Origin of the sequence: Streptomyces paromomycinus (assembly GCF_003865155.1) — a bacterium.
Classification (GTDB): domain Bacteria; phylum Actinomycetota; class Actinomycetes; order Streptomycetales; family Streptomycetaceae; genus Streptomyces; species Streptomyces chrestomyceticus.
Window position 1 is genome coordinate 1,041,753 of the sequence record NZ_BHZD01000001.1, and the last position, 19,229, is coordinate 1,060,981.

19 protein-coding genes are annotated in these 19,229 nt (G+C 72.3%); 12 read left to right on the forward strand and 7 right to left on the reverse strand.

The genetic code is table 11. From position 1 onward, the window contains the following. Positions 1–49: 49 nt before the first annotated feature. Together OEIGOIKO_RS03865 and OEIGOIKO_RS03870 are read right to left on the reverse strand one after the other, a co-directional pair. Positions 50–610 (reverse strand): DinB family protein, encoded by a 561-nt coding sequence (locus tag OEIGOIKO_RS03865; RefSeq protein WP_125051847.1) that lies wholly within the window; start codon positions 608–610, stop codon positions 50–52. Between the two features lie 86 nt (positions 611–696). Next, positions 697–1,275 carry a GNAT family N-acetyltransferase gene (locus OEIGOIKO_RS03870; protein ID WP_125051849.1) on the reverse strand — a complete coding sequence of 193 codons (579 nt, stop codon included), beginning with the start codon at positions 1,273–1,275 and terminating at the stop codon, positions 697–699. A gap of 143 nt (positions 1,276–1,418) precedes the next feature. On the opposite strand from OEIGOIKO_RS03870, the gene OEIGOIKO_RS42480 reads away from it, so the two are divergent. Together OEIGOIKO_RS42480 and OEIGOIKO_RS42485 are read left to right on the forward strand one after the other, a co-directional pair. Continuing rightward, on the forward strand, positions 1,419–1,583 hold the full coding sequence (locus tag OEIGOIKO_RS42480; protein ID WP_246177184.1) for a hypothetical protein: 165 nt from the start codon (positions 1,419–1,421) through the stop codon (positions 1,581–1,583). Positions 1,584–1,673: 90 nt separating this feature from the next. Further along, a complete protein-coding gene (locus OEIGOIKO_RS42485; RefSeq protein WP_246177185.1) occupies positions 1,674–1,919 on the forward strand; it encodes a hypothetical protein in 246 nt (81 codons plus the stop codon). Positions 1,920–2,165: 246 nt separating this feature from the next. Here the strand turns inward: OEIGOIKO_RS42485 and OEIGOIKO_RS03880 are convergent, their stop codons facing one another. Next, the gene (locus OEIGOIKO_RS03880) at positions 2,166–3,791 is read right to left on the reverse strand and encodes an amidase (RefSeq protein ID WP_125051851.1); all 1,626 of its coding nucleotides are present in this window, start codon (positions 3,789–3,791) and stop codon (positions 2,166–2,168) included. Positions 3,792–4,044: 253 nt separating this feature from the next. Between OEIGOIKO_RS03880 and OEIGOIKO_RS03885 the strand changes: the two genes are divergently transcribed. Beyond that, a complete protein-coding gene (locus OEIGOIKO_RS03885) occupies positions 4,045–5,250 on the forward strand; it encodes a serine hydrolase domain-containing protein (protein ID WP_281288327.1) in 1,206 nt (401 codons plus the stop codon). After that, positions 5,247–6,908: an alpha/beta hydrolase gene (locus tag OEIGOIKO_RS03890; RefSeq protein WP_125051855.1), complete on the forward strand. Its 1,662-nt coding sequence runs from the start codon at positions 5,247–5,249 to the stop codon at positions 6,906–6,908. Before OEIGOIKO_RS03885 ends, OEIGOIKO_RS03890 begins: the two co-directional genes overlap by 4 nt. A gap of 18 nt (positions 6,909–6,926) precedes the next feature. Here the strand turns inward: OEIGOIKO_RS03890 and OEIGOIKO_RS03895 are convergent, their stop codons facing one another. Next, positions 6,927–7,553: a LysE family transporter gene (locus OEIGOIKO_RS03895; RefSeq protein WP_125051857.1), complete on the reverse strand. Its 627-nt coding sequence runs from the start codon at positions 7,551–7,553 to the stop codon at positions 6,927–6,929. A 317-nt stretch (positions 7,554–7,870) separates the two neighbouring features. Between OEIGOIKO_RS03895 and OEIGOIKO_RS03900 the strand changes: the two genes are divergently transcribed. After that, positions 7,871–8,434, forward strand: a complete 564-nt coding sequence (locus OEIGOIKO_RS03900; protein WP_125051860.1) for a GNAT family N-acetyltransferase — start codon at positions 7,871–7,873, stop codon at positions 8,432–8,434. An 82-nt stretch (positions 8,435–8,516) separates the two neighbouring features. Here OEIGOIKO_RS03900 and OEIGOIKO_RS03905 read toward each other — a convergent pair whose 3' ends face one another. Next, positions 8,517–9,554: a D-alanine--D-alanine ligase family protein gene (locus OEIGOIKO_RS03905; protein WP_125051862.1), complete on the reverse strand. Its 1,038-nt coding sequence runs from the start codon at positions 9,552–9,554 to the stop codon at positions 8,517–8,519. Positions 9,555–9,770: 216 nt separating this feature from the next. Beyond that, positions 9,771–10,454 (reverse strand): hypothetical protein, encoded by a 684-nt coding sequence (locus tag OEIGOIKO_RS03910; protein WP_125051864.1) that lies wholly within the window; start codon positions 10,452–10,454, stop codon positions 9,771–9,773. A gap of 333 nt (positions 10,455–10,787) precedes the next feature. Here OEIGOIKO_RS03910 and OEIGOIKO_RS03915 point away from each other — a divergent pair, with 333 nt between their 5' ends. The 4 genes from OEIGOIKO_RS03915 to OEIGOIKO_RS03930 all read left to right on the forward strand — a co-directional run bounded on the left by OEIGOIKO_RS03915 (position 10,788) and on the right by OEIGOIKO_RS03930 (position 14,710). After that, a complete protein-coding gene (locus OEIGOIKO_RS03915; protein WP_246177186.1) occupies positions 10,788–11,507 on the forward strand; it encodes a DUF4142 domain-containing protein in 720 nt (239 codons plus the stop codon). Positions 11,508–11,541: 34 nt separating this feature from the next. After that, on the forward strand, positions 11,542–12,942 hold the full coding sequence (locus OEIGOIKO_RS03920) for a DUF1996 domain-containing protein (protein WP_125051866.1): 1,401 nt from the start codon (positions 11,542–11,544) through the stop codon (positions 12,940–12,942). A gap of 30 nt (positions 12,943–12,972) precedes the next feature. Continuing rightward, on the forward strand, positions 12,973–13,416 hold the full coding sequence (locus OEIGOIKO_RS03925; protein WP_125051868.1) for a hypothetical protein: 444 nt from the start codon (positions 12,973–12,975) through the stop codon (positions 13,414–13,416). Between the two features lie 250 nt (positions 13,417–13,666). Continuing rightward, entirely contained in the window at positions 13,667–14,710 is a 1,044-nt protein-coding gene (locus tag OEIGOIKO_RS03930) for a methyltransferase (RefSeq protein WP_125051870.1), read from the forward strand. A gap of 104 nt (positions 14,711–14,814) precedes the next feature. Here the strand turns inward: OEIGOIKO_RS03930 and OEIGOIKO_RS03935 are convergent, their stop codons facing one another. Further along, on the reverse strand, positions 14,815–16,131 hold the full coding sequence (locus OEIGOIKO_RS03935; RefSeq protein WP_170251549.1) for an MFS transporter: 1,317 nt from the start codon (positions 16,129–16,131) through the stop codon (positions 14,815–14,817). Positions 16,132–16,254: 123 nt separating this feature from the next. Between OEIGOIKO_RS03935 and OEIGOIKO_RS03940 the strand changes: the two genes are divergently transcribed. The 3 genes from OEIGOIKO_RS03940 to OEIGOIKO_RS03950 are packed head-to-tail and all read left to right on the forward strand — an operon-like array spanning position 16,255 to position 19,162. Then, entirely contained in the window at positions 16,255–17,049 is a 795-nt protein-coding gene (locus tag OEIGOIKO_RS03940; protein WP_125051872.1) for a (Fe-S)-binding protein, read from the forward strand. Then, the gene (locus OEIGOIKO_RS03945) at positions 17,046–18,521 is read left to right on the forward strand and encodes a lactate utilization protein B (RefSeq protein ID WP_125051874.1); all 1,476 of its coding nucleotides are present in this window, start codon (positions 17,046–17,048) and stop codon (positions 18,519–18,521) included. Before OEIGOIKO_RS03940 ends, OEIGOIKO_RS03945 begins: the two co-directional genes overlap by 4 nt. Next, positions 18,518–19,162, forward strand: a complete 645-nt coding sequence (locus tag OEIGOIKO_RS03950; RefSeq protein WP_125051876.1) for a LutC/YkgG family protein — start codon at positions 18,518–18,520, stop codon at positions 19,160–19,162. Before OEIGOIKO_RS03945 ends, OEIGOIKO_RS03950 begins: the two co-directional genes overlap by 4 nt. Positions 19,163–19,229: the final 67 nt, after the last annotated feature.

The following is a 19,229-nucleotide window of genomic DNA, read 5'->3' on the forward strand; positions in this document are numbered from 1 at the left end:
AAGCGATCACGCGGCTCGGGAGAAACGGTTTCCCGGCGGGACCCGGACGCTACTGGCCCACCCTCCCGTCGATGCGCTCGCGCAACAGGTCGGCGTGCCCACAGTGACGGGCGTACTCCTCGATCCGGTGCACCAGCAGTTCCCGGACCGGGATGCGGTCCTTGCCCAGCCGCTCGCCCAGGTCCGGGTGACCGGCCAGCGCGGCGTCGGTCGCGGCCTGTTCACGCTCCAGGTCGCGGTAAGCGGCATCGACCTCGGCCTGCTCGGCGACGGCGTTGACGAAGTCCGCGTCCCGCTCGCCGTACAGCTTCGGCAGCGGGTCGCCGTCGCTGATCCAGTTGCGCCAGTCCCGTTCCACCTCGGCGAGGTGCCGGACCAGGCCGAGCAGGGACATCGTCGACGGTGGTACCGACCGGCGGGCCAGTTGCTCCGCGTCCAAGCCCTCGCACTTCATGCGGAGGGTGATGCGGTAGTTCGTCAGGAAGTCCAGCAACGTCGCGAGCTCGCCCTCCGGGCCGGCGCCCTCGGTGTCGCGGGGATCGTCGGCCGGGTCGACCCACATGTCGGGGTAGGTGGTTGCCCGGCTCCATCGTGCGGGTTGGTCACTCATGCGTGCCATGGTCGGCCGCGCGTGCCGGGCTCGCCAGTGTCTGGTCGATCAGAACTCCGGTGTGCACGCACTGGACATGGCCCGTGCTAGGGCCGTCCGAGAGGGAGACTCATGTACAGCGCCGTCTCCCCCTCGGACGCGGTGCCGCTGTACAGCGTCGTGTCCAGGCCGCAGAAGCCGAATCCCATCCGCTGGTAGGCGCGGACGGCCGGGCCGTTGATGTTCGTGACTTCCAGCCATACGTGTCCTGCGCCGCACTCCCGGGCCCGTTCTACGGCGTGCTCCATCAGCGTGCGGCCGATTCCCCGGCCCTGGTACGGCCCGGCCACCTCGATGTCGGCGATGGTCAGCCGACGGTTCCAGGGCTCGTACGCGGTGTCCACATAGCCGCACACGCGATCACCGTCCAGCGCGACGAACCGGAGCTCGCTGTCCGAGACCTCGTCCTTGTCCGGCTCGTCGTCGGGAAACACCTTGTGCACCGGCGGGTCCAGCGGCACTGGCCGAAGAGTGAACCCGTTCTCGGAGCAGACCACTTCGAAAACGGTGTCGGAGGTGAACTCGCCCTTGATGACGGCGGACCGGTCACTCTCGCTCTCCGCCGCCCGATAGGTGATGGCTCCCGCCGCCCCACCCCTTGCTGACCTGCTGTGTGTTGACGCCACGTGCTTACCGTACCGTTCCGGCACCACGTGACGTCCGGAGTGTCCTGTCCCGCTCTTCCGGCCACCGCCAGCTGAGCGTTAGCTGTCCGTTAGGTCGACATCAGGCCAGGGCCGAGACGCGGGAGCCCGGGAGGAGGCAGTGCGTGGGAAGTCTGTTGCGGGGTGTGTCGCGGGTCCGCTGGGACGCGCTGCGCGGTGCGCAGCACGTGCCTGCGGCGGGAATTCCGGCTCTGTTGTCCCGTATCGCGTACGGGGACGAGGACATCGTCCGCCTCGCGGTCGAGGAGCTCGCCGACTGTGTCTGCTGATCGGAATTCCTCGTCGGTGAAGCCACCGCGCCGACGGTTCCGTTACTCCTTGAGCTCGTCGGCGCTCCGCACGTACCGTGCAGGGCCGAGTTGCTGGAGCTGCTGGAGAACATCTGCCGGGCCGAGCAATGGCACCGCGCGGCCTCGTCGGTGCGCGACAAGCGCTGCACGAGCCTTGGGGAGCAGCCCGACTGGGAGTCGGCCTCGCGAGCGGCCGTACGTGCGGGGCGGCCGGTCGTCGCGGGCCTCGCCTCGTCCGTACGGCCGGAGAAGGCCGAACCGGCGGGCAGGCTGCTGCGGGCGACGGACGAGGTGCCGCCGTTCCCGGAGGTCTGAGATGCGGACGACCTCGCGCCGTTCCCGTCACGGGCCGTATCGCCGCCAGGTGTTTCACGTCAGTACGCGCGTACGCCGTCCTCTCGCCGGTTCGCGGTTCGCGGTTCGCTTCCGTCGCCGAGCAGACGAGGCGAGGCGAGGCGTCCCGGCGAGAGGTGCGGGGCTACCTGTACGTCTCCACGGTCCACAGAGACCCCACGGTCGCGGCGGTCGCGTCCGGGAGGCGTGGGCAGCGGGAGCGCGATGTCACCGGGAGCCGCCGTCGCCCAGTGTCGGCAGGTAGCGCGGCGCCCGCCAGGCGTCCAGGCGGTGCTCCACCGCCGCTCCCAGGGCCAGCAGCTTGGCGTCCTGGTGGTTTCCGGCCGTCAGGAGCACGCCGACGGGCAGTTCGCCCACGAAGCCGGCGGGGACGGACAGTGAGGGGTAGCCGGCCACGGCCGCGGGGGTGGACGACGGGATCACGTCGTTGTCGCCCCGCGCGCAGTCGGTCGTCCAGGCGGGCGGGTTCGTCGGCGCGGCGATGGCGTCCAGGCGGTGGGCGGCCAGGGTCTCGTCGATGGACCGCTGGGAGAGGTCCTTCAGTTCGGCGCGCATCGCCCGGTATCCCGGATCGGTGGTGGGAGGTGCGACGAGGGCCTGCTCGAACAGTTCCTGCCCGGCGAAGCAGGTGCGTTCGGCCGGGTGGGCGCGGTTGAACTCGATCAGTCCGGCGAGGTCGCGCGGACCCTTGCGGGTGGCGAGGTAGGCGTCGATGTCCCGGTGGAACTCGCTCAGCAGGGCGGGGAACCCCAGCTCGGCGAGCCGCTTCTGGTACGGCGGCGTCACCTCGACCACCTGCGCCCCGGCCTTGCGCAGCTGTGCCGCCGTACGGGACATCACGGCATCCACCTCGGCGCCGAGCGACGGCAGCCGCCACAGTCCGATCCGTTTGCCGCGCAGCGAACCGGGGTGCCGCTCCGCCGCCTCCGCGAGAGCGCGGGCGGCGTCCTGCCGGCTCCCGGTGGCCCCACCGCTGAGCACCGAGAGGGTGAGCGCCGCGTCGGTGACGTTGCGTGCCATGGGTCCCGCGGTGTCCTGCTCGGCGGAGATCGGTACGACGCCGGAGCCGCTGACCAGGCCGAGACTGGGTTTGTGGCCGACCACACCGGTCATCCCCGCCGGGCACACGATGGAGCCGTCCGTCTCGGTGCCGATCGCCACCTGCGCCAACGACGCGGCGAGGGCGGCGGCCGATCCGGCGGACGAGCCGCACGGGTTGCGGTCCAGTACGTACGGGTTGTGGGTCTGCCCGCCGACCGCCGACCAGCCCGACGTCGGCTTCGTCGCGCGGAAGTTCGCCCATTCCGACAGGTTCGTCTTGCCGAGGATCACCGCGCCCGCCTTGCGGAGCCGCGTCACGAGGGCGGCGTCGGTGTCCGGCGGGCTGCCGGCCAGGGCCAGCGATCCGGCCGTGGTGGGCATGTCGCGGGTGTCGATGTTGTCCTTTAGGAGGACGGGGATGCCGTCCAGCGGTCCCAGGGTGGCGCCGCGCCGGTGTCTGGCGTCGCTGGCGGCTGCCTGGCGCAGGGCGGTGGAGTCGGTGCGCAGGACCGCGTTGATCCTGGGGTCGACGGTCTTGATCCGCCTCAGGTAGGCCCGGGTCAGTGCCGAGGAGGTCAGCGCGCCGTCCGCCATCCGCGTCTGCAACTCCGGGATGGTCACGGTGTCGAGGTCGATGCCCGGTAGCGCGGACGACCCGTCGGGCGCCCCTGCGGACGGCGGCGCTCCGCCCGCGCCGGGCCCGGCGGCTTCGGCGCGGGGGCCCGGTACGCCCGTGGCCAGAGAGCCGGTGACCAGGAAGGCGATCAGTGTGGCAATTCTCCGCTTCACCATGAGGGACAGCCGACTACACGAGGCGCTGGCGGCGCAAGGGCCTGGCTCCGCGGCGGCCGTCCCGGTGCCGGGGCGGGGGCCGACGCAGCGCTTTCCGGCCGGAATCAGGGGGGGGTTGGGTACACCATTGCTCGGGGGAATTCCGCAGTGTGTCCGGACGGCTGTGGCTCTAGCGTCTGTCGGCGTGAGACACACACAGAACCTTACGAAGAGACCATCCACCGGGACACGCCGACCGGGCCGGTGTGCGGCGGTGTTGGCGACGGCGTCGGTCGTACTGGCCCTCGTCGCGCCGGTCGCGGAGGCGGCCGGGACGGGCGCGGGCGCGGCGGGCACCGCCGGACGCCCGTCCGGGTCCGACGCCTGCGCGGCAGCGCGCAGCTCGCTCGCCGCCTCCCTGGACACACTCGTCACCCGGCACGGGATACCGGGCGTCGCCGCCGGAGTGACCGACCCGCGCTGCGGCCGGTGGGACGCCGCTCGTGGTGTGGCCGACCGGAAGACCGGGCGCCCGATGCGTGCCGAGGACCGGTTCAGGATCGGCAGCGTGACCAAGACGTTCACCGCGACGGTCGTCCTGCAGCTCGCCGCGGAGGGCCGCATCGAGCTGGACGCGCCGGTCGAGCGCTACCTGCCCGGACTGATCCGCGGCGGCAACGGCCACGGCTACGACGGCCGCAGGATCACCGTACGGCAGCTGCTCCAGCACACCAGCGGCCTTCCCGACTACACCACGGCACTCGTCCAACTGCCGTTGGACCAGTGGCGGTTCCGCCACTTCGAACCCCGCGAACTGATCGCCACCGCGCTGAAGATGCCGCCTCCCGAGAAGAAGTGGCACTACTCGACCACCAACTACCTCCTCGCGGGCCTCGTCGTCGAGAAGATCACCGGGCGCGGCGCCGAGGCGGAAGTGTCCCGCCGGATTCTGCGCCCGCTCGGCCTGCGCGACACCTACTGGCCCGGTGACAGTACGCGCATCCGTGGTGCGCACTCACGCAGTTACTTCTCCGCCACCGACGACCCGGACGCGCCACTGGCCGACGGCACCGAGTGGAACATGACCTTCGGCGGCGTCGGCGGCGCGTTGGTCTCCACACCCGCCGACGTGAACCGGTTCTTCCGTGGCCTGTTCGGCGGAAAGCTGCTGCCCGCGCGCTGGCTCGCCGAGATGAAGCGCACCGTGCCCGCCGACCCGGACCGGCTGTGGCCCGGCGCCCGGTACGGACTGGGGCTGATCGCCTCGCCGCTGGAGTGCGGCGGCTGGTGGTGGGGTCACGGCGGGACGGTGCCCGGCGGGCACCGCGCGCTGGGCGCTGTCGGCCCCGGCGGCCGGAGCGTCGCGCTTGCCCTGACGGCGGTGCCGAGCACCGAACAGGCCGAATCCGCCTACCGGGCGACCGCGGAGACCGCCTTCTGCGCTCCCACCGGTGAACAGCAGCTCAAGGAGGCCTCATGACCGGCCCGGTGACCACCACCAAGTCGGTGTCCGCGGCAGGCTCGGAGGCCGTCTCCCGCCCTGCCGTGCGCCGCGCCGCGGCAGCCGGTTTGGCCCTGGCGGCCTGCCTCACCGCCTCCCCCGGGCTGGCCCATGCCGCCGCCCCGGCCCCCGCCGGGGACCGCGACGCCGCGACAGCCGCGACAGGTGCGGCCGATCGCCAGGCCGGCCCCCGCCCCGCCCCCGGCCTCAGCCGCTACTACCAGCAGCACCTCACCTGGGGCAGCTGCGCCAAGGGCCCCGACGACGCGGCGGGCCGCGACCTGGACCGGGCCGGCGTGCAGTGCGCGGACGTGACCGTACCGCTCGACTACACCGTCCCTCAGGGCCGTACGATCACCATCGCCGTCTCCCGGCTCAAGGCCACCGACACCCGCCACCGCATCGGCGCGATCCTGCTCAACAACGGCGGACCCGGCGGCACCGCCGTCGAGTCCCCTCCGGACATCCGCAAAGCGATGAAGAAGGCCGGGCCGCGCTACGACATCATCGGCTTCGACCCGCGCTTCGTCGGCCGCAGCACTCCGCTGAACTGCGGCTGGCCGGTGGGCACCCACTTCCTCTCGGCCGGACTGAGCCGCGCGAGCTTCGAGCGTCAGGTCGCCTTCCAGAAGAGCCTGGCCGACAAGTGCCGGGCCGCCGCACCGACGGTGCTGCCGCACATCAGCACCCGCAACACGGCCCGCGACATGGACGTCATCCGAGGCGCGCTCGGCGAACGGAAGATCTCCTACCTGGGCTACTCGTACGGCACCTACCTGGGCACCGTCTACACCCAGATGTTCCCCGGCCGCTACGACCGGGTGGTGCTGGACGGGGCGCTCGCCCCCGACGACTACACTCCCCGGCAGCTGCAATACGCCATCAAGGAGAACGACCAGGCCCTCGCCGCCTGGGCCGACTGGGCGGCCCGCCGCGACTCCACGTACCACCTCGGCCGCACGCGCGCCCAGGTGCTCGCCACCATCGGCCGGGTACTCGAAGCGTCCGCGCGGCAGCCGCTGACCATCGGCACCGCGCCGGAACGCTACCGTATCGACGACACGCAGCTTCCCTTCCTGCTCTTCGCGGGCATCGCCGACGACACCGACCGGGCGCGGGCCGGGCTCGCCGAACAGCTCACCGTCCTCGTCAAGGCCGCGGCCGGTCAACCGACCCGGCTGTCACCGGAGTTCACCGGCGTACTGCGGTTCCTCCAGACCGGCGGGCCGGCCAGTGGCGCACAGGCCGCGATCCTCTGCGGGGACAAGCCCGCTCCGCGCGACCCGGAGGTCTACTGGCGGGACATCCAGCGCGGCCGCGCCGAGCATCCGCTGCTCGGCGCGATGGCCGACAACATCAGCCCGTGCGCCTTCTGGGACCGGCCGCGCGAAAAGCCCACCCAGGTACGGCACGACGCCCCGGCGCTGATCGTGGCGGCCACCGGAGACCCGCGCACCACGTACCGGAGCAGTGTGGCGCTGCACGAGCTGCTGCCGAGCTCCAAGCTCCTCACGCTCAAGGGCGCCAACCGCCACGCCCTCTACGGTGAGTACGGCAACGCCTGCGTGGACGCCAAGGTCAACCGGTACCTGGCCACCGGAAAACTGCCGTCGGCCGACGAAACCTGCGTCAAGTAGGCCGTCCCGGCGGCTCCTTCAGGCCATGGCCGTCCAGGCGAGACGTACAGCGAGCAGCAAGATCACGCTGTTGCCGAGGACGGCCATGGCCAGCCGGCCCCGGTCACCGGTGAGCAGGCGGCCGAGCAGGGCGCCGCCCGAGGCCAGCAGGACCTGCCAGCTCACCGAGGCGGCGAAGGCGGCGGCCACGAAGACCGCACTGGCGGCGGTCGTGGAGGCAGCAGCCTGGCGGCCGACGACCAGGGCGCCGAAGTAGACGATGGTGACCGGGTTGAGAAGCGTCAGGCCGACCATGCTGGTGTACGTACGTGACAGCGGCGCGCCGGAGGCCGACGGCCGGTCCGCCGGGGCCTGGTGAGCGCGTACAGCGGTCACCAGGCCGCGCAGGGCGATGAGTACGAGCACGGCAGCGCTGACGAGTCGCAGAGGCCGGGCGACTGCGGCGATCACCCCCGCGAACGCCGCCCCGCCGACGACGGCGACGAGCGCGTACAGCCCGTCGGCAGTGGCCACCCCGAGTGCGGCCGCCGTACCGTGGCGCCACGAGACCTGCGCGGACAGCGTGACGATGAGCACCGACATGGCGCCGACCGGCATGGCGATGCCGTAACCGGCGAGCAGTCCGGTCAGAAGCGCTTCGGTCATCTCGGCCCTCGGCGGCGGTGGTGAAGGGCGGGCGAGGAGCTCCGCAACGGCGCCGTGCATCGCCCCGGTACGCCTACGTCCTCACGTTCTCACACCCTCGCGGCCTCGCCGCTTCCCCCGTGGCGACGACCTGGCGGGCGGGTGCCGGAGCGGTACGTACGGGGAGACCCGCGGCGGTACGTACGGGGAGGCGCTGAACCGTAACGTCAGCGGTCCTCATCCGTGCGGTTCTCGCCCGTGCGGTCCTCGTCCGTGCCGTTCTCGCCCGTGCGGTCCTGTCCGTCCCGAACGTGAGCACTACCGCCTATGATCAGCCGGTGCATACCACCGTCTTACTCAGGGCCGCCGCGACGCCGGCCGCCCCCGCTCTCACCCTGCGCCCCTGGACCGAGAACGACGTCGCCGCGCTGATCGAGGCGTACCGGGATCCGCAACTGCGCCGCTGGGCAAGCGCTCCGATGGAGAGCGAGGCCGACGGGCTGCGCTGGATCGAGGTCGAGCGGCAGGGCTGGGCCGCGGGCGACCGGCTCGCTTTCGCCGTACTGGAAGCGGCCCCCGATGCGCCACCGCGGCTGGCGGGCAATGTGGTGCTCAAGAACGCCGTGCCCGGCAAGCCCGTCGCCGAGGTCGGCTACTGGACCGCGGCATGGGCCCGGGGACGAGGTGTGGCACCCCGGGCCCTTGAGGCCCTCACCGCCTGGTCCTTCGACACGTTCCGGGCCGATGGCCTGGAGTGCCTCGAACTGCTGCACCAGGCGGACAACGTGGCGTCCTGCCGGGTCGCGGAGAAGTGCGGCTACGCGTTCGACCGGATCCTGCCGGCATCGCCGCCGCTCTACCCGCTCGACGGCCATCTGCATCTTCGGCGCGCAGCCGCCTGACCCGGATGCGGCGTCGGCCCGGCGGGGCACCGGCTCGGCGGGCACGGCGCCCGGCACGCACGGTGCCCGGCGGGCCACCGGATCAGCGCGTCGCGAGGTCCACGATGCGCTGGATCAGGTCGGGGTAGGTCCAGCCGGCTCCGGTGGCCGCGAGCGGCACCAGGCTCGTCGCCGTCAGGCCGGGGAGCGCGTTCACTTCGAGGCACATCGGCTCGCCGGCCGCGTCGCAGCGGAAGTCGGCACGCGAGTACGTACCGCTGCCGAAGCCCAGGGCCCGGTGCGCCCGCAGGGCCGACTCCTGGAGCCGGGACGCCAGGGCGTCCGGGACGCGCGCCGGGCAGACCTCGACGGCCGCCCCGGGCTGGTACTTGGCCGTGTAGTCGAACACCGGCGTCGTCAGCTCGATCTCGATCACGGGGAGCACCTGGTCGCCGACCACGGCCACGGTGAACTCCCGCCCGGGCAGGAACGGTTCCACCATCAGTTCCACCTCCTCGGAGCGCAGCTCGGCGGCGATCTGTACCAGCTGCGACAGCGAGTCGACGCGGTGGACCGACACACTCGAACCGTCCGCGACCGGCTTGGCCACCACCGGTCCGGCCGTCACCAGCCGCTCGACGTCCGGCGGCACGTCGGTCGCCGCGGGACGCCACAGCGCCCGCTCGGCCACCCGCAGCCCCGCCGCGCCCAGCACCGCCTGCGTCCGCCCCTTGTGCCACGCCGCCGCGCAGGTCGCGCTGTCCGCGCCGGTGAACGGTACGCCCGCCATCTCCAGCACGGCCTGTACGTGCCCGTCCTCGCCCCAACCACCGTGCAGGGCCAGGAACACCAGGTCGGCGCCGCGCAGCAGTTCCAGGACCGGGCCGCCGGTCAGGGCGGCGTGCAGGCGCGACCGCAGCCGGTGGCGCTCCGCGCGCGACGGCGGCTCCTTGCCGACCGCGGCTCCCCCGACCGTGTCCCCGGGACGCAGCGGCCCGGCCAGGACCGGATCCGCGGCCGCCGGGTCGACCAGCGTCACCTCGTGTCCGCGTTCCAGCAGGGCCCGGGCGACCGACCAGCCCGAGGCCAGGGAGACATCTCGTTCCGAACTCTCTCCACCGCTCAAGATCACAACACGCATACGGGGATTCTGCCGCACCCGGGTGGCGGGGACCCGTAGCTGCGCCGTACTGCCGCCGGACCAGTCCGGGGCCACGACCGGGGCCGCACTGATCCGGACATCTGATTCGGACCTCTGATCCGGGCACCGGGCCCCACGGCACGCACCGGCCCGAGGCGGGCCGTGCGCGCCACTCACAGGCGCGGGGCCCGCCCGGTGATCAGCAGCCCCCTTCCGTCACTGCTGCACGTCGAGCGTCGTCCGGGCCGGGCGGAGGGCGTTGGGCGGGTGGGGCAGGTGGACGTCGGCTGTGCCGGTGCCCTCGAAGAGCCGGTCGCCCGCCTTGACCGGGGTGGTGCCGAAGGCGCTCTTGAAGGAGGCGGCGCCCTGGCTGGTCAGGGTGAAGGTGATGCGTGCCGTGACCTTGCCGGAGGAGACCCGGACGTTCTTCCGGTCCAGGGTGAACGCCAGGAACGCCGCCCGGGCGGGCCGGGCGCCCCGGACGTCCCCGGAGATCCGGCCGGTGGCGAAGTCCGCCTTCAGGTGGTTGACCCGCAGGTAGCGGCCGCCGCGGGTGAACTCGAAGCCTCCGTCGAAGCGCAGTTCGCCCTTGGACAGGCTGCGGTCGAACGTACCGCCGGTGATCGGCACGGTGACGCACCGCCGCTCATGGGTGCCGGTCAGCCGGGCCGGGCGGACGGCGTTCAGCCGTACATGTGCCATGGCGAGCGCGCGGCCGGCTTCCGGTGCCAGGCAGAACGCACCGCTGCCCGTGCCTACCCGGGTGAGGTCCCCCTGAGGTGCGGGCACCGGGCGCGGGCCTTCCGGGGTGGCGGCCGCGGAGAGACCGCCACCGAGTGGCGCGGTGAGGGCGAGCGCGGTCACACAGGCCGTGGTCAGCAGGCGGCGCGGTGCGGACATGGGGACGTCTCCTTCATGTACGGCTGCGGTCGGCCGCGGCTGACCGGCAGCGTTGCTGTGTTTGCTGAAGGTATTGACGCTGTGCTGCCGTTGGTGACGCTCAAGGCATCAAATCACCCGATTGCCCGACAACGACCGGTGTGTCGTCGTGGGCTTCACCGGCCGTGAGGGCGTAAAGGGGTACGGGTCGGCATCCCGGCGCCGTCCGGCGCGGCCCGGCACCCTAGCAAAGCGAGAGCGCCGTGGCCGTTCTTTGTCGGGTTGGCGCCAACACGGCGGAGGCGGCCCGGCTCCGCATTAGCGTCCTTTTCCCGTCACCCGGAGAAGGAGGGCATGGTGCGAAGTGTCGGACGGCGGCGTTCGGTGACCGGCGGTGTACGGCCGCGGTTCTCGGTGGGCACCGGGCTGGTCGTCGCGGGACTTTCCCTTACGGCCGTGGCCATTCTGCTGCCGGTGCAATTGTTCGCGAGCAGCGGCAGCGCCGCGGGCAGTTCGGCTCCCGCCGCACAGGACGACGGGCTCGGGGTGTGGAACACACCGTCGGGCCCGCTGACACCGCTCGACCGGGAATTCGTCGGAAAGGTACGGCAGGCCGGACTGTGGGAACTTCCCGCCGGCCGTCAGGCACTGCAACGCGGCAAGCGGCAGGCCGTGCGGCACGCCGGCCGGCATTTGACGGAGGGGCACACCGATCTCAATCGGCGGGCCGCCGACGCGGCCCGCGCGCTGGCCGTCCCGCTCCCCGGGCAGCCGACTCCCGAGCAGCGGGGCTGGATCGCACAACTCGACGCGGCCGAAGGCGATACGTACGAGCGGCTCTTCGTGAACCTGGCGCGCCGCGCGCACGGAAAGGTGTTCTCCCTCGTCGCCCAAGTGAGGGCGAACACCCGTAATGCGGTGATCCGGGACCTGGCCACCCGGGCCAATTCCGTCGTCCTCGATCACATCACGGCCCTGGAACAGACCGGACTGGTCGACTTCGGGGCACTCGACGGCGGACCGGTATCCGGCGGGTCCGGCACGGCTACGGTGGCGCCGCCACCCGCGAAGTGAAGCCGAATGACGTGAACAGAAGGGAAGTGATGGTATGAAACGACGGCAGCGGATATCGGCGCGGACGGTGCGTCCGCACAAGAGGACACGTCTGTCGAAGCGGAGCGGAGCGCTGATCGTCACGGCGCTGGCGGCCTGCGGAGGCACGGCGGTGATCGCCGCCCAGGCGCCGGCGGGCACCGGAGCAGGCGGAACGGGAGCGGCCGGGGACGGGGCTTCGGTGGCCGGGCGGACGATCAGCTGTCCGGACGTGGGCCGGCGGCTGCGCAGCCTTCCGGCGCAGGCGGCGCCCGAGGTGAACCGGAACCTCGGGCAGTTGGAGGGCCAGGTCGCCAGGGCGTTCCAGCGCTGGGCGGCCGCCCCGGGCGCGCAGGAGCGCGTGCTGGACGAGCTGGAGCGGGACCGCGGCGCCACCATCGGGCGCATCGCGGAGGCGCTGCGCCGGGCCGGCGGGCAGCCCGGCGCCCTCGACCGGCTGAGCGCGTGCCGGACGACCGGGAAGACCGCCGCCGCGCAGAGCGCTCCGCGGGGCGCGCGGGACGGGAACAGCGCGGACAACGGCCCGTTCCGCAACGACTTCGTCGACATCACCACCGTACGGCCGGACACCGGAGGCGGCGGAGACCGGGGCGGGCGGGGCGGTTCCTTCCGCTCGGAATGCGGGCGCAACGAGAACGGTCACCGCAACCCGGACAACCTGATCGTGGCGCCGGGCGTCAGCAACGGCGCCCACCACCTGCACGACTACGTCGGAAATCTGGCGACGGACGCGTTCTCCTCCGACGACGAACTGGCCACGGCCGGCACGACGTGCGGCAACGGCGACAGGTCCACCTATTACTGGCCGGTGCTGCGGCTGCGGGACAACGGGCGGGAAAGGGACGCGAATGCGCCTGGCGGCGGCCGGGACGGCAATGTGGGCACGATCGTACGGCCCGCCGAAGTCTCGCTGACCTTCGACGGGAGCGCGACGGAAAAGGTCACCGCCATGCCGCCTTTCCTGCGCATTCTCACCGGTGACGCGAAAGCGCTGACGAACGGCCCGGCCGACGCCAACGCCTCGTGGAGCTGCACCGGTTTCGAGGACCGGCAGCTCAGGAACAAGTACCCGGTCTGTCCCCGGGGCAGCAGTGTCGTACGGTCACTGGCGTTTCCCAGCTGCTGGGACGGGCGCACCGTCGACAGCGCCAATCACCGTACGCACGTGGTGTTTCCGGGCCGGAACGGGCAGTGCCGCAGCGGATTCCGGCCCGTTCCCCGGCTGGTGCAGCGGCTGACCTACGCCATTCCGCCGAACACGCTGTACGCGGTGGACAGCTTTCCCGACCAGTTGCACAACCCGGTGACGGATCACGGTGACTTCATCAACCTGATGCCGCAGCGGCTGATGCGTACGGCCGTGGACTGCATCAATTCCGGCCGCGACTGCCGCTGACGCGACTGCCGCCGAAAGGAACGGATTCCCATGAGGTTCCCGTCCGGCCCCGCGCTCCCTCTCCTGGCGGCGGGCGGCCTGTCCTGTGCGATCGTCGTGGCGGGCTACGCGAACAGCGCCCCCGCCCCGGCTCCCCCGCCCGCCCGGCACACGGGGCACACCTCCCCGGCCGGCCCGCCCGCCTCCATGGCACACATCGCCGCCGCCCTCGGCTGCCGCGCCGACATCATCATCGAAGCCCAGGAGCTGCGGGAAGGCGGCTGCACCACCCGCGCCGGTGTCTTCCGTATCCTGACCTTCAGCAGCGACGCCAAGAAGCGCGCCTGGCTCACCGAGGCCCAGGCGTACGGGGGCAGCTATCTCGTCGGCACCCGCTGGTCGGTCACCGGACCTTCCCGGAACGCGCTGCTGCCGCTGCGGGGCAGCCTGGGCGGCACCGTCGAGTCGGGCGCCGGCCACGGCCACTCCCCCTGACGCGCCGCCCCGCCCCGTCCGGTCCGTCCAGTACCGGAACAGTGCCGTCCCGCCCGCGCCAGGGCGGAACGGCGCCGTTCGCTCCGCTTCCCGGGCACCGCCTTCGGTGCCCTTTTTCCGTGTGTGACAGCCTCCCGGCGGTGGTAGTGATCACGGACACGGACGTATGTTCGCGTCCGTGAACTTCCGTGCGATCCCCGTACGTCCCCATATCACCTATCACCCCCGTATCGCTTGCTGGAGGCATTCCATGGCATCCCCGCACCCCGTCGCGCCGACTGCGTCCCCGCTGCCGCTGATGCAGTTAGCCACCGGGTTCTGGGCGTTCAAGACGCTGGCCACCGCCGACGAGCTGGGCCTGTTCGGGGTGCTCGACCGGCTGGGCGGCGGCACGGTCGAGGAGTGCGCCGAGGAGCTGGAGATCGGTGTGCGGCCGGCGGGGATGCTGCTGACCGGCTGCGCGGCGCTGGACCTGCTGGAGCGCCGGAGGGACGGCCGCTTCGTCAACTCGGCGCTGACCGACGCCTATCTGGTGCCGGGCCGCCCGTACCACTTCAGCGGCTGGCTGCGGATGCTGGACCAGCGGCTGTATCCCGGCTGGGGCCGACTCGGCGAGGCCGTCCGCACCAACCGGCCCACCACCTGGGACCCCGACAAGCAGCCGCATCTGTTCGACACCGAGGACCCGGGTCTGCTGTCCGTCTTCTGGGAGGCGATGCACGCGCTGTCGTCGTGGACCGCGCAGCGGCTCGGTGAGGTCGTGGACCTGACCGCCGGGGCGCGGCTGCTGGACGTGGGCGGCGGCTCCGGCGCGTACGCCATCGAGCTGTGCCGGCGGCACCCGGGGCTGAAGGCCACGGTCTACGACCTGCCGAAGGTGTGTCCGGTCGCGGAACGCAACGTCGCCGAGGCCGGGCTGGACGACCGGATCGGCACCCACCCCGGCGACTTCCTCGCCGAGCCGGAGCTGCCCGGCGGGCACGACATCATCGTCCTGTCGATGATCCTGCACGACTGGGACGAGGCCACCAACCGCATGCTGCTGGACAAGTGCTGTGCGGCGCTGCCGCCCGGCGGCACGCTGGTGATCAGCGAGCTGATGGTCGACGACGATCTGACCGGGCCCGCCCCGGCCGCCCTGATGAGCCTGAACATGCTGGTCGAGACCGAGGGCGGGCGTAACTACACGGCGGCGGAGTACGGCTCCTGGCTGGCCGACGCCGGATTCTCGGAGGTACGCAAGGTGCCGTTCGAGGCGCCCGGCGCCAACGCGGCGATCGTCGCCCGCAAGTGACGCACGCCGCCTGACGCGCGCGATGTGACATGCCCGGTACACGCGGTGTGCGGGCCGTCCGCGGTGTGCGTACGGACCGCGGATGGCCCGCACGCACGGCCCTCTCAGGTGTCCAGCTTCTGCTTGGCGGTCTCCGGCAGGGTCAGGTACACGACGAAGGAGACCAGGCAGAGGGCGGACACGTACCAGGGAAAGAGATCCGCGTTCCCGGCCTGCTTGAACCAGGTGCCCACGTACGGCGCGGTGCCGCCGAAGAGCGCCACGGTCAGCGAGTACGGGAAGCCGATGCCCGCGGCCCGTACCCGGGCCGGGAAGACCTCGGCGTTCACGGCGGCGGCGACCGCGGTGTACCCGGTCAGCAGCACCATGCCCGCGCACTGCACGAGCAGCAGCGACCAGAACGCGTCGGTCACCAGGTGCAGCAGCGGTACGGCGAGCACCGCGAAGCCCAGTGCGAAGCCGAGCAGCAGCGGCTTGCGGCCGACGCGGTCCGAGAGCAGGCCGCCGAGCGGCTGGAGCAGGGCGAAGAACAGCAGCGACAGGGTGCCGGCGGTGAGCGCCTCGCTCTTGTCGAAACCTGCGTTGACCTGCGCGTACGTGGGCAGGTAGGTGGTCCAGGTGTAGTACGCGAGGGTGCCGCCGGCGGTGATGCCGCAGATCAGCAGCGACTGGCGCGGGTAGCGGCGCAGCGCCTCGAAGATGCCGGGGCGGGCGGCGGCCTGCTGCTCCTCGCTGCGCGTCTCGCGCGCCCCGCTGCGGATCCACAGGCCGAGCAGGCTGAACACCGCGCCGATCAGGAACACCAGGCGCCAGCCCCACTGTCCCATCTGGCCGTCGGTCAGTACGCCCGCCAGCAGGGCGGCGGTGCCGGACGCCAGGAGCTGCCCTGCGGTGGTGGAGACGTACTGGAAGCTGGAGAACAACCCGCGCCGGCCGGGTCCGGCCGACTCGACGAGGAAGGTCGTGGAGGCGGCGAACTCGCCGCCCACGGAGAGCCCCTGCACCAGCCGGGCCACGACCAGCACGATCGGCGCGAGCACGCCGGCGGCCGCGTAGGTGGGGATGACGGCGACGAGCAGACTGCCGCCGCCCATCAGCAGGATCGTCAGGGTCAGCGCGGCCCGGCGGCCCCGGCGGTCGGCGACCGCGCCCATCAGCAGCCCGCCGACCGGCCGCATGAAGAAGCCCACCGCGAACACCGCGAAGGTGGACAGCAGCGGCACCAGCGGGTTGCCGGTGTCCTGGGGGAAGACCCGGTCGGCGATGTAGACGGCCAGGAAGGAGTACGCGTACCAGTCGTACCATTCCACGGCGTTGCCGACCGACGCCGCGGCCAGCTGCCGCAGCTGCGACACCTGCCGCGGCGCGCCGTCCGGCGCCCCTTCCGCCGTTCCGGCCTCGGCCTGCTCCGCACGTGTCATGGTCCTCCGCTCCGGGTCCTTCTCCTTCGCCCGCCGCTGGGGCAGGATGAGCCGACAGGTGATCATGTACCGGTGAGACGGCCCGCCGCCAGCGGTCGACGGCAGCCGAAAGGAGATGGCAACGTGCGCGTAGCACTGTTCGTCACCTGCATCAACGACACGCTCTACCCGGACACCGGCCGGGCAGTGATCACGCTGCTGGAACGCCTCGGGGTCGAGGTGGGATTCCCGGCTGAGCAGAGTTGCTGCGGCCAGCCCCAGTTCAACACCGGCTACCGGCATCTGACGGAGCCGCTGGTGCACCGCTTCGACCGTGCCTTCGCCGACTACGACTACGTGGTCACCCCCTCCGGGTCGTGCGCGGCGATGGTGCGGGACAACTATCCGCGGATCGCGGCGAAGGCCGAGGCGGAGGGGCGTGCCGGGCGGGAGCTGGCGCGGGCCGCGGCGAGCGCCGTGCCCAAGACGTACGAGCTGACCGAGTTCCTGACCGACGTGCTGGAGGTGACGGACGTGGGCGCGTACTACCCGCACACCGTCACCTACCACCCCACCTGCCACGGCCTGCGGATGCTGGGCCTGGGCGACCGGCCGCGCCGGCTGCTGGAGCGGGTACGGGGGCTGGAGTTGCGGGAGCTGCCGGGCGCCGAGGAGTGCTGCGGGTTCGGCGGCACCTTCGCGGTGAAGAATCCGGCGGTGTCGGCGGCGATGGGCGCCGACAAGGCGCGGGCGGTCCGGGAGACGGGCGCGGAGGCGGTCTGCACGGTCGACAACTCCTGCCTGATGCACATCGGCGGCACACTCCGGCGGCAGGGCGCGGCGGCCCGGCCCGTGCACATCGCGGAGATCCTGGCCGCCACGGAGGCCGACGCGCGGGAACCGTCCCGCGCCCGCGCCACGGAAGGGAGCCAGCGGTGAGCGGTACGTATCTCGGCATGCCCGCGTTCCCCGCTGCCGCCGCGTCCTCCACCCAGGACGCCCGGCTGCGCGGCAACCTGCGCCACGCCACCCACACCATCCGCGACAAGCGGGCCAAGGCGGTGGCGGAGCTGGACGACTGGGCGCGGCTGCGGGCCGCGGGCGCCGCCGTCAAGGACCGTACGCTGCGCCATCTCGACCACTACCTGGAGCAGCTGGAGGAGTCGGTGACGGCCGCCGGCGGGCAGGTGCACTGGGCGGCGGACGCCGCCGAGGCCAACGCCATCGTCGCCCGGCTGGTGCGGGAGACCGGCGAGCGCGAGGTCGTCAAGGTCAAGTCGATGGCGACGCAGGAGACCGGGCTGAACCGGGCGCTGGCCGAGGCGGGCATCAGCGCGTACGAGACGGACCTGGCGGAGCTGATCGTGCAGCTCGGCGACGATCTGCCGTCGCACATCCTGGTGCCCGCGATCCACCGCAACCGGGGCGAGATCCGGGACATCTTCCGGGAGCAGATGGCCCGTTGGGGCCGTCCGGCGCCGGAGAACCTGTCGGACGCGCCGGCCGAGCTGGCGGAGGCGGCGCGGCTGCACCTGCGCGAGAAGTTCCTGACCGCGAAGGTCGCCGTCTCGGGTGCCAACTTCATGGTGGCCGACACCGGGACGCTGGTGGTCGTGGAGTCCGAGGGCAACGGCCGGATGTGCCTGACCCTGCCGGAGACGCTGATCTCGGTCGTCGGCATCGAGAAGGTGGTGCCGACCTGGCAGGACCTGGAGATCTTCCTCCAGCTGCTGCCGCGCTCCTCGACCGCCGAGCGGATGAACCCGTACACCTCGATGTGGACCGGCACGACGGACGGCGACGGGCCGCGCACCTTCCACCTCGTGCTGCTCGACAACGGGCGCACCGACACCCTCGCCGACACGGTGGGCCGCCAGGCGCTGCGCTGCATCCGCTGCTCGGCCTGTCTGAACGTGTGCCCGGTGTACGAGCGGGCCGGCGGGCACGCGTACGGCTCGGCGTACCCGGGGCCGATCGGCGCGATCCTCACGCCGCAGCTGCGCGGTACGGCGAGCGAGCTGGACGCCTCGCTGCCGTACGCGTCGTCGCTGTGCGGCGCCTGTTACGAGGTGTGTCCGGTCGCCATCGACATCCCCGAGGTGCTGGTGCATCTGCGGGAGCGGGTGGTGCAGGGCGGCCGGGTGACGCGGCGCGGTGTGAAGACCGTCCTCAAACCGGCCAAGGGGCACGCCGCGGAGCGGGCGGCGATGCGCGCGGCGGGCTTCGCGTTCGACCACCCCGGGGCGCTGCGCGCGGGGCAGCGGCTGGCGGCCCGTACCCGGCGGCTGCATCCGCGCCGGCTACCGGGCCCGGGGCGCGCCTGGACGGACACCCGGGACCTGCCGCCGGTGCCGGCCGAGTCCTTCCGGGACTGGTGGCGGCGTACGCGTGGAGAGGAGCGGACGAAATGAGCAGCCGGGATGTGGTGCTGGCGCGGGTGCGACGGGCGCTGGCGGACGTACCGCGCGGTGAGGGGTACGAGGATGTGCCGGTCCCCCGCGACTATCTGCGCGTCCATGGTCGCCGTACGCCGGAGGAGCGGGTGACGCTGCTGGCCGAGCGCCTGGCGGAGTACCGGGCGCTGGTGCACCACTGTGCCGGGGACGAGGTGCACCTGCTGGTCATGCGTCTGCTGGCCGAGCACGGCACGCAGCACGTGCTCGTACCGCCGGGGCTGGACCCCAGGTGGATCGCTGCCGCCGACCCCGTCCGCATCCACGACCGCGCGGCGAGCACCGCGCGTGAGCTGGACGCGGTGGACAGTGTCGTGACCGGCTGCGCGGTGGCGGTCGCCGAGACCGGCACCATCGTGCTGGACGGCTCGCCCGACCAGGGCCGTCGCCGGATCTCGCTCGTTCCCGACCATCACATCTGTGTGGTCCGCGTGCCGGACCAGGTCGTCGACTCGGTTCCGGAGGCACTGGAACGCCTCGATCCGTCCCGGCCGTTGACGTGGATCTCCGGCCCGTCGGCGACCAGCGACATCGAGCTGGACCGGGTCGAAGGGGTGCACGGGCCGCGGAAGCTGGAGGTCGTGCTGCTGTCGCAGTGAGGGGCGTGGCCCGGGTGGAGCGCCGGGAAGTGGCGTGCGGACGCCTTGTCATGCACGCCGCCAGTGT

Bases quoted from the DNA above. Each gene is read 5' to 3' on its own strand.
- OEIGOIKO_RS03905 (WP_125051862.1), bottom strand. From the start codon at position 9,554: ATGCGTGTTGTGATCTTGAGCGGTGGAGAGAGTTCGGAACGAGATGTC.
- OEIGOIKO_RS03910 (WP_125051864.1), bottom strand. From the start codon at position 10,454: ATGTCCGCACCGCGCCGCCTGCTGACCACGGCCTGTGTGACCGCGCTC.
- OEIGOIKO_RS03930 (WP_125051870.1), top strand. From the start codon at position 13,667: ATGGCATCCCCGCACCCCGTCGCGCCGACTGCGTCCCCGCTGCCGCTG.
- OEIGOIKO_RS03890 (WP_125051855.1), top strand. From the start codon at position 5,247: ATGACCGGCCCGGTGACCACCACCAAGTCGGTGTCCGCGGCAGGCTCG.
- OEIGOIKO_RS03920 (WP_125051866.1), top strand. From the start codon at position 11,542: ATGAAACGACGGCAGCGGATATCGGCGCGGACGGTGCGTCCGCACAAG.
- OEIGOIKO_RS03880 (WP_125051851.1), bottom strand. From the start codon at position 3,791: ATGGTGAAGCGGAGAATTGCCACACTGATCGCCTTCCTGGTCACCGGC.
- OEIGOIKO_RS03895 (WP_125051857.1), bottom strand. From the start codon at position 7,553: ATGACCGAAGCGCTTCTGACCGGACTGCTCGCCGGTTACGGCATCGCC.
- OEIGOIKO_RS03925 (WP_125051868.1), top strand. From the start codon at position 12,973: ATGAGGTTCCCGTCCGGCCCCGCGCTCCCTCTCCTGGCGGCGGGCGGC.
- OEIGOIKO_RS03915 (WP_246177186.1), top strand. From the start codon at position 10,788: ATGGTGCGAAGTGTCGGACGGCGGCGTTCGGTGACCGGCGGTGTACGG.
- OEIGOIKO_RS03950 (WP_125051876.1), top strand. From the start codon at position 18,518: ATGAGCAGCCGGGATGTGGTGCTGGCGCGGGTGCGACGGGCGCTGGCG.
- OEIGOIKO_RS03865 (WP_125051847.1), bottom strand. From the start codon at position 610: ATGAGTGACCAACCCGCACGATGGAGCCGGGCAACCACCTACCCCGAC.
- OEIGOIKO_RS03935 (WP_170251549.1), bottom strand. From the start codon at position 16,131: ATGACACGTGCGGAGCAGGCCGAGGCCGGAACGGCGGAAGGGGCGCCG.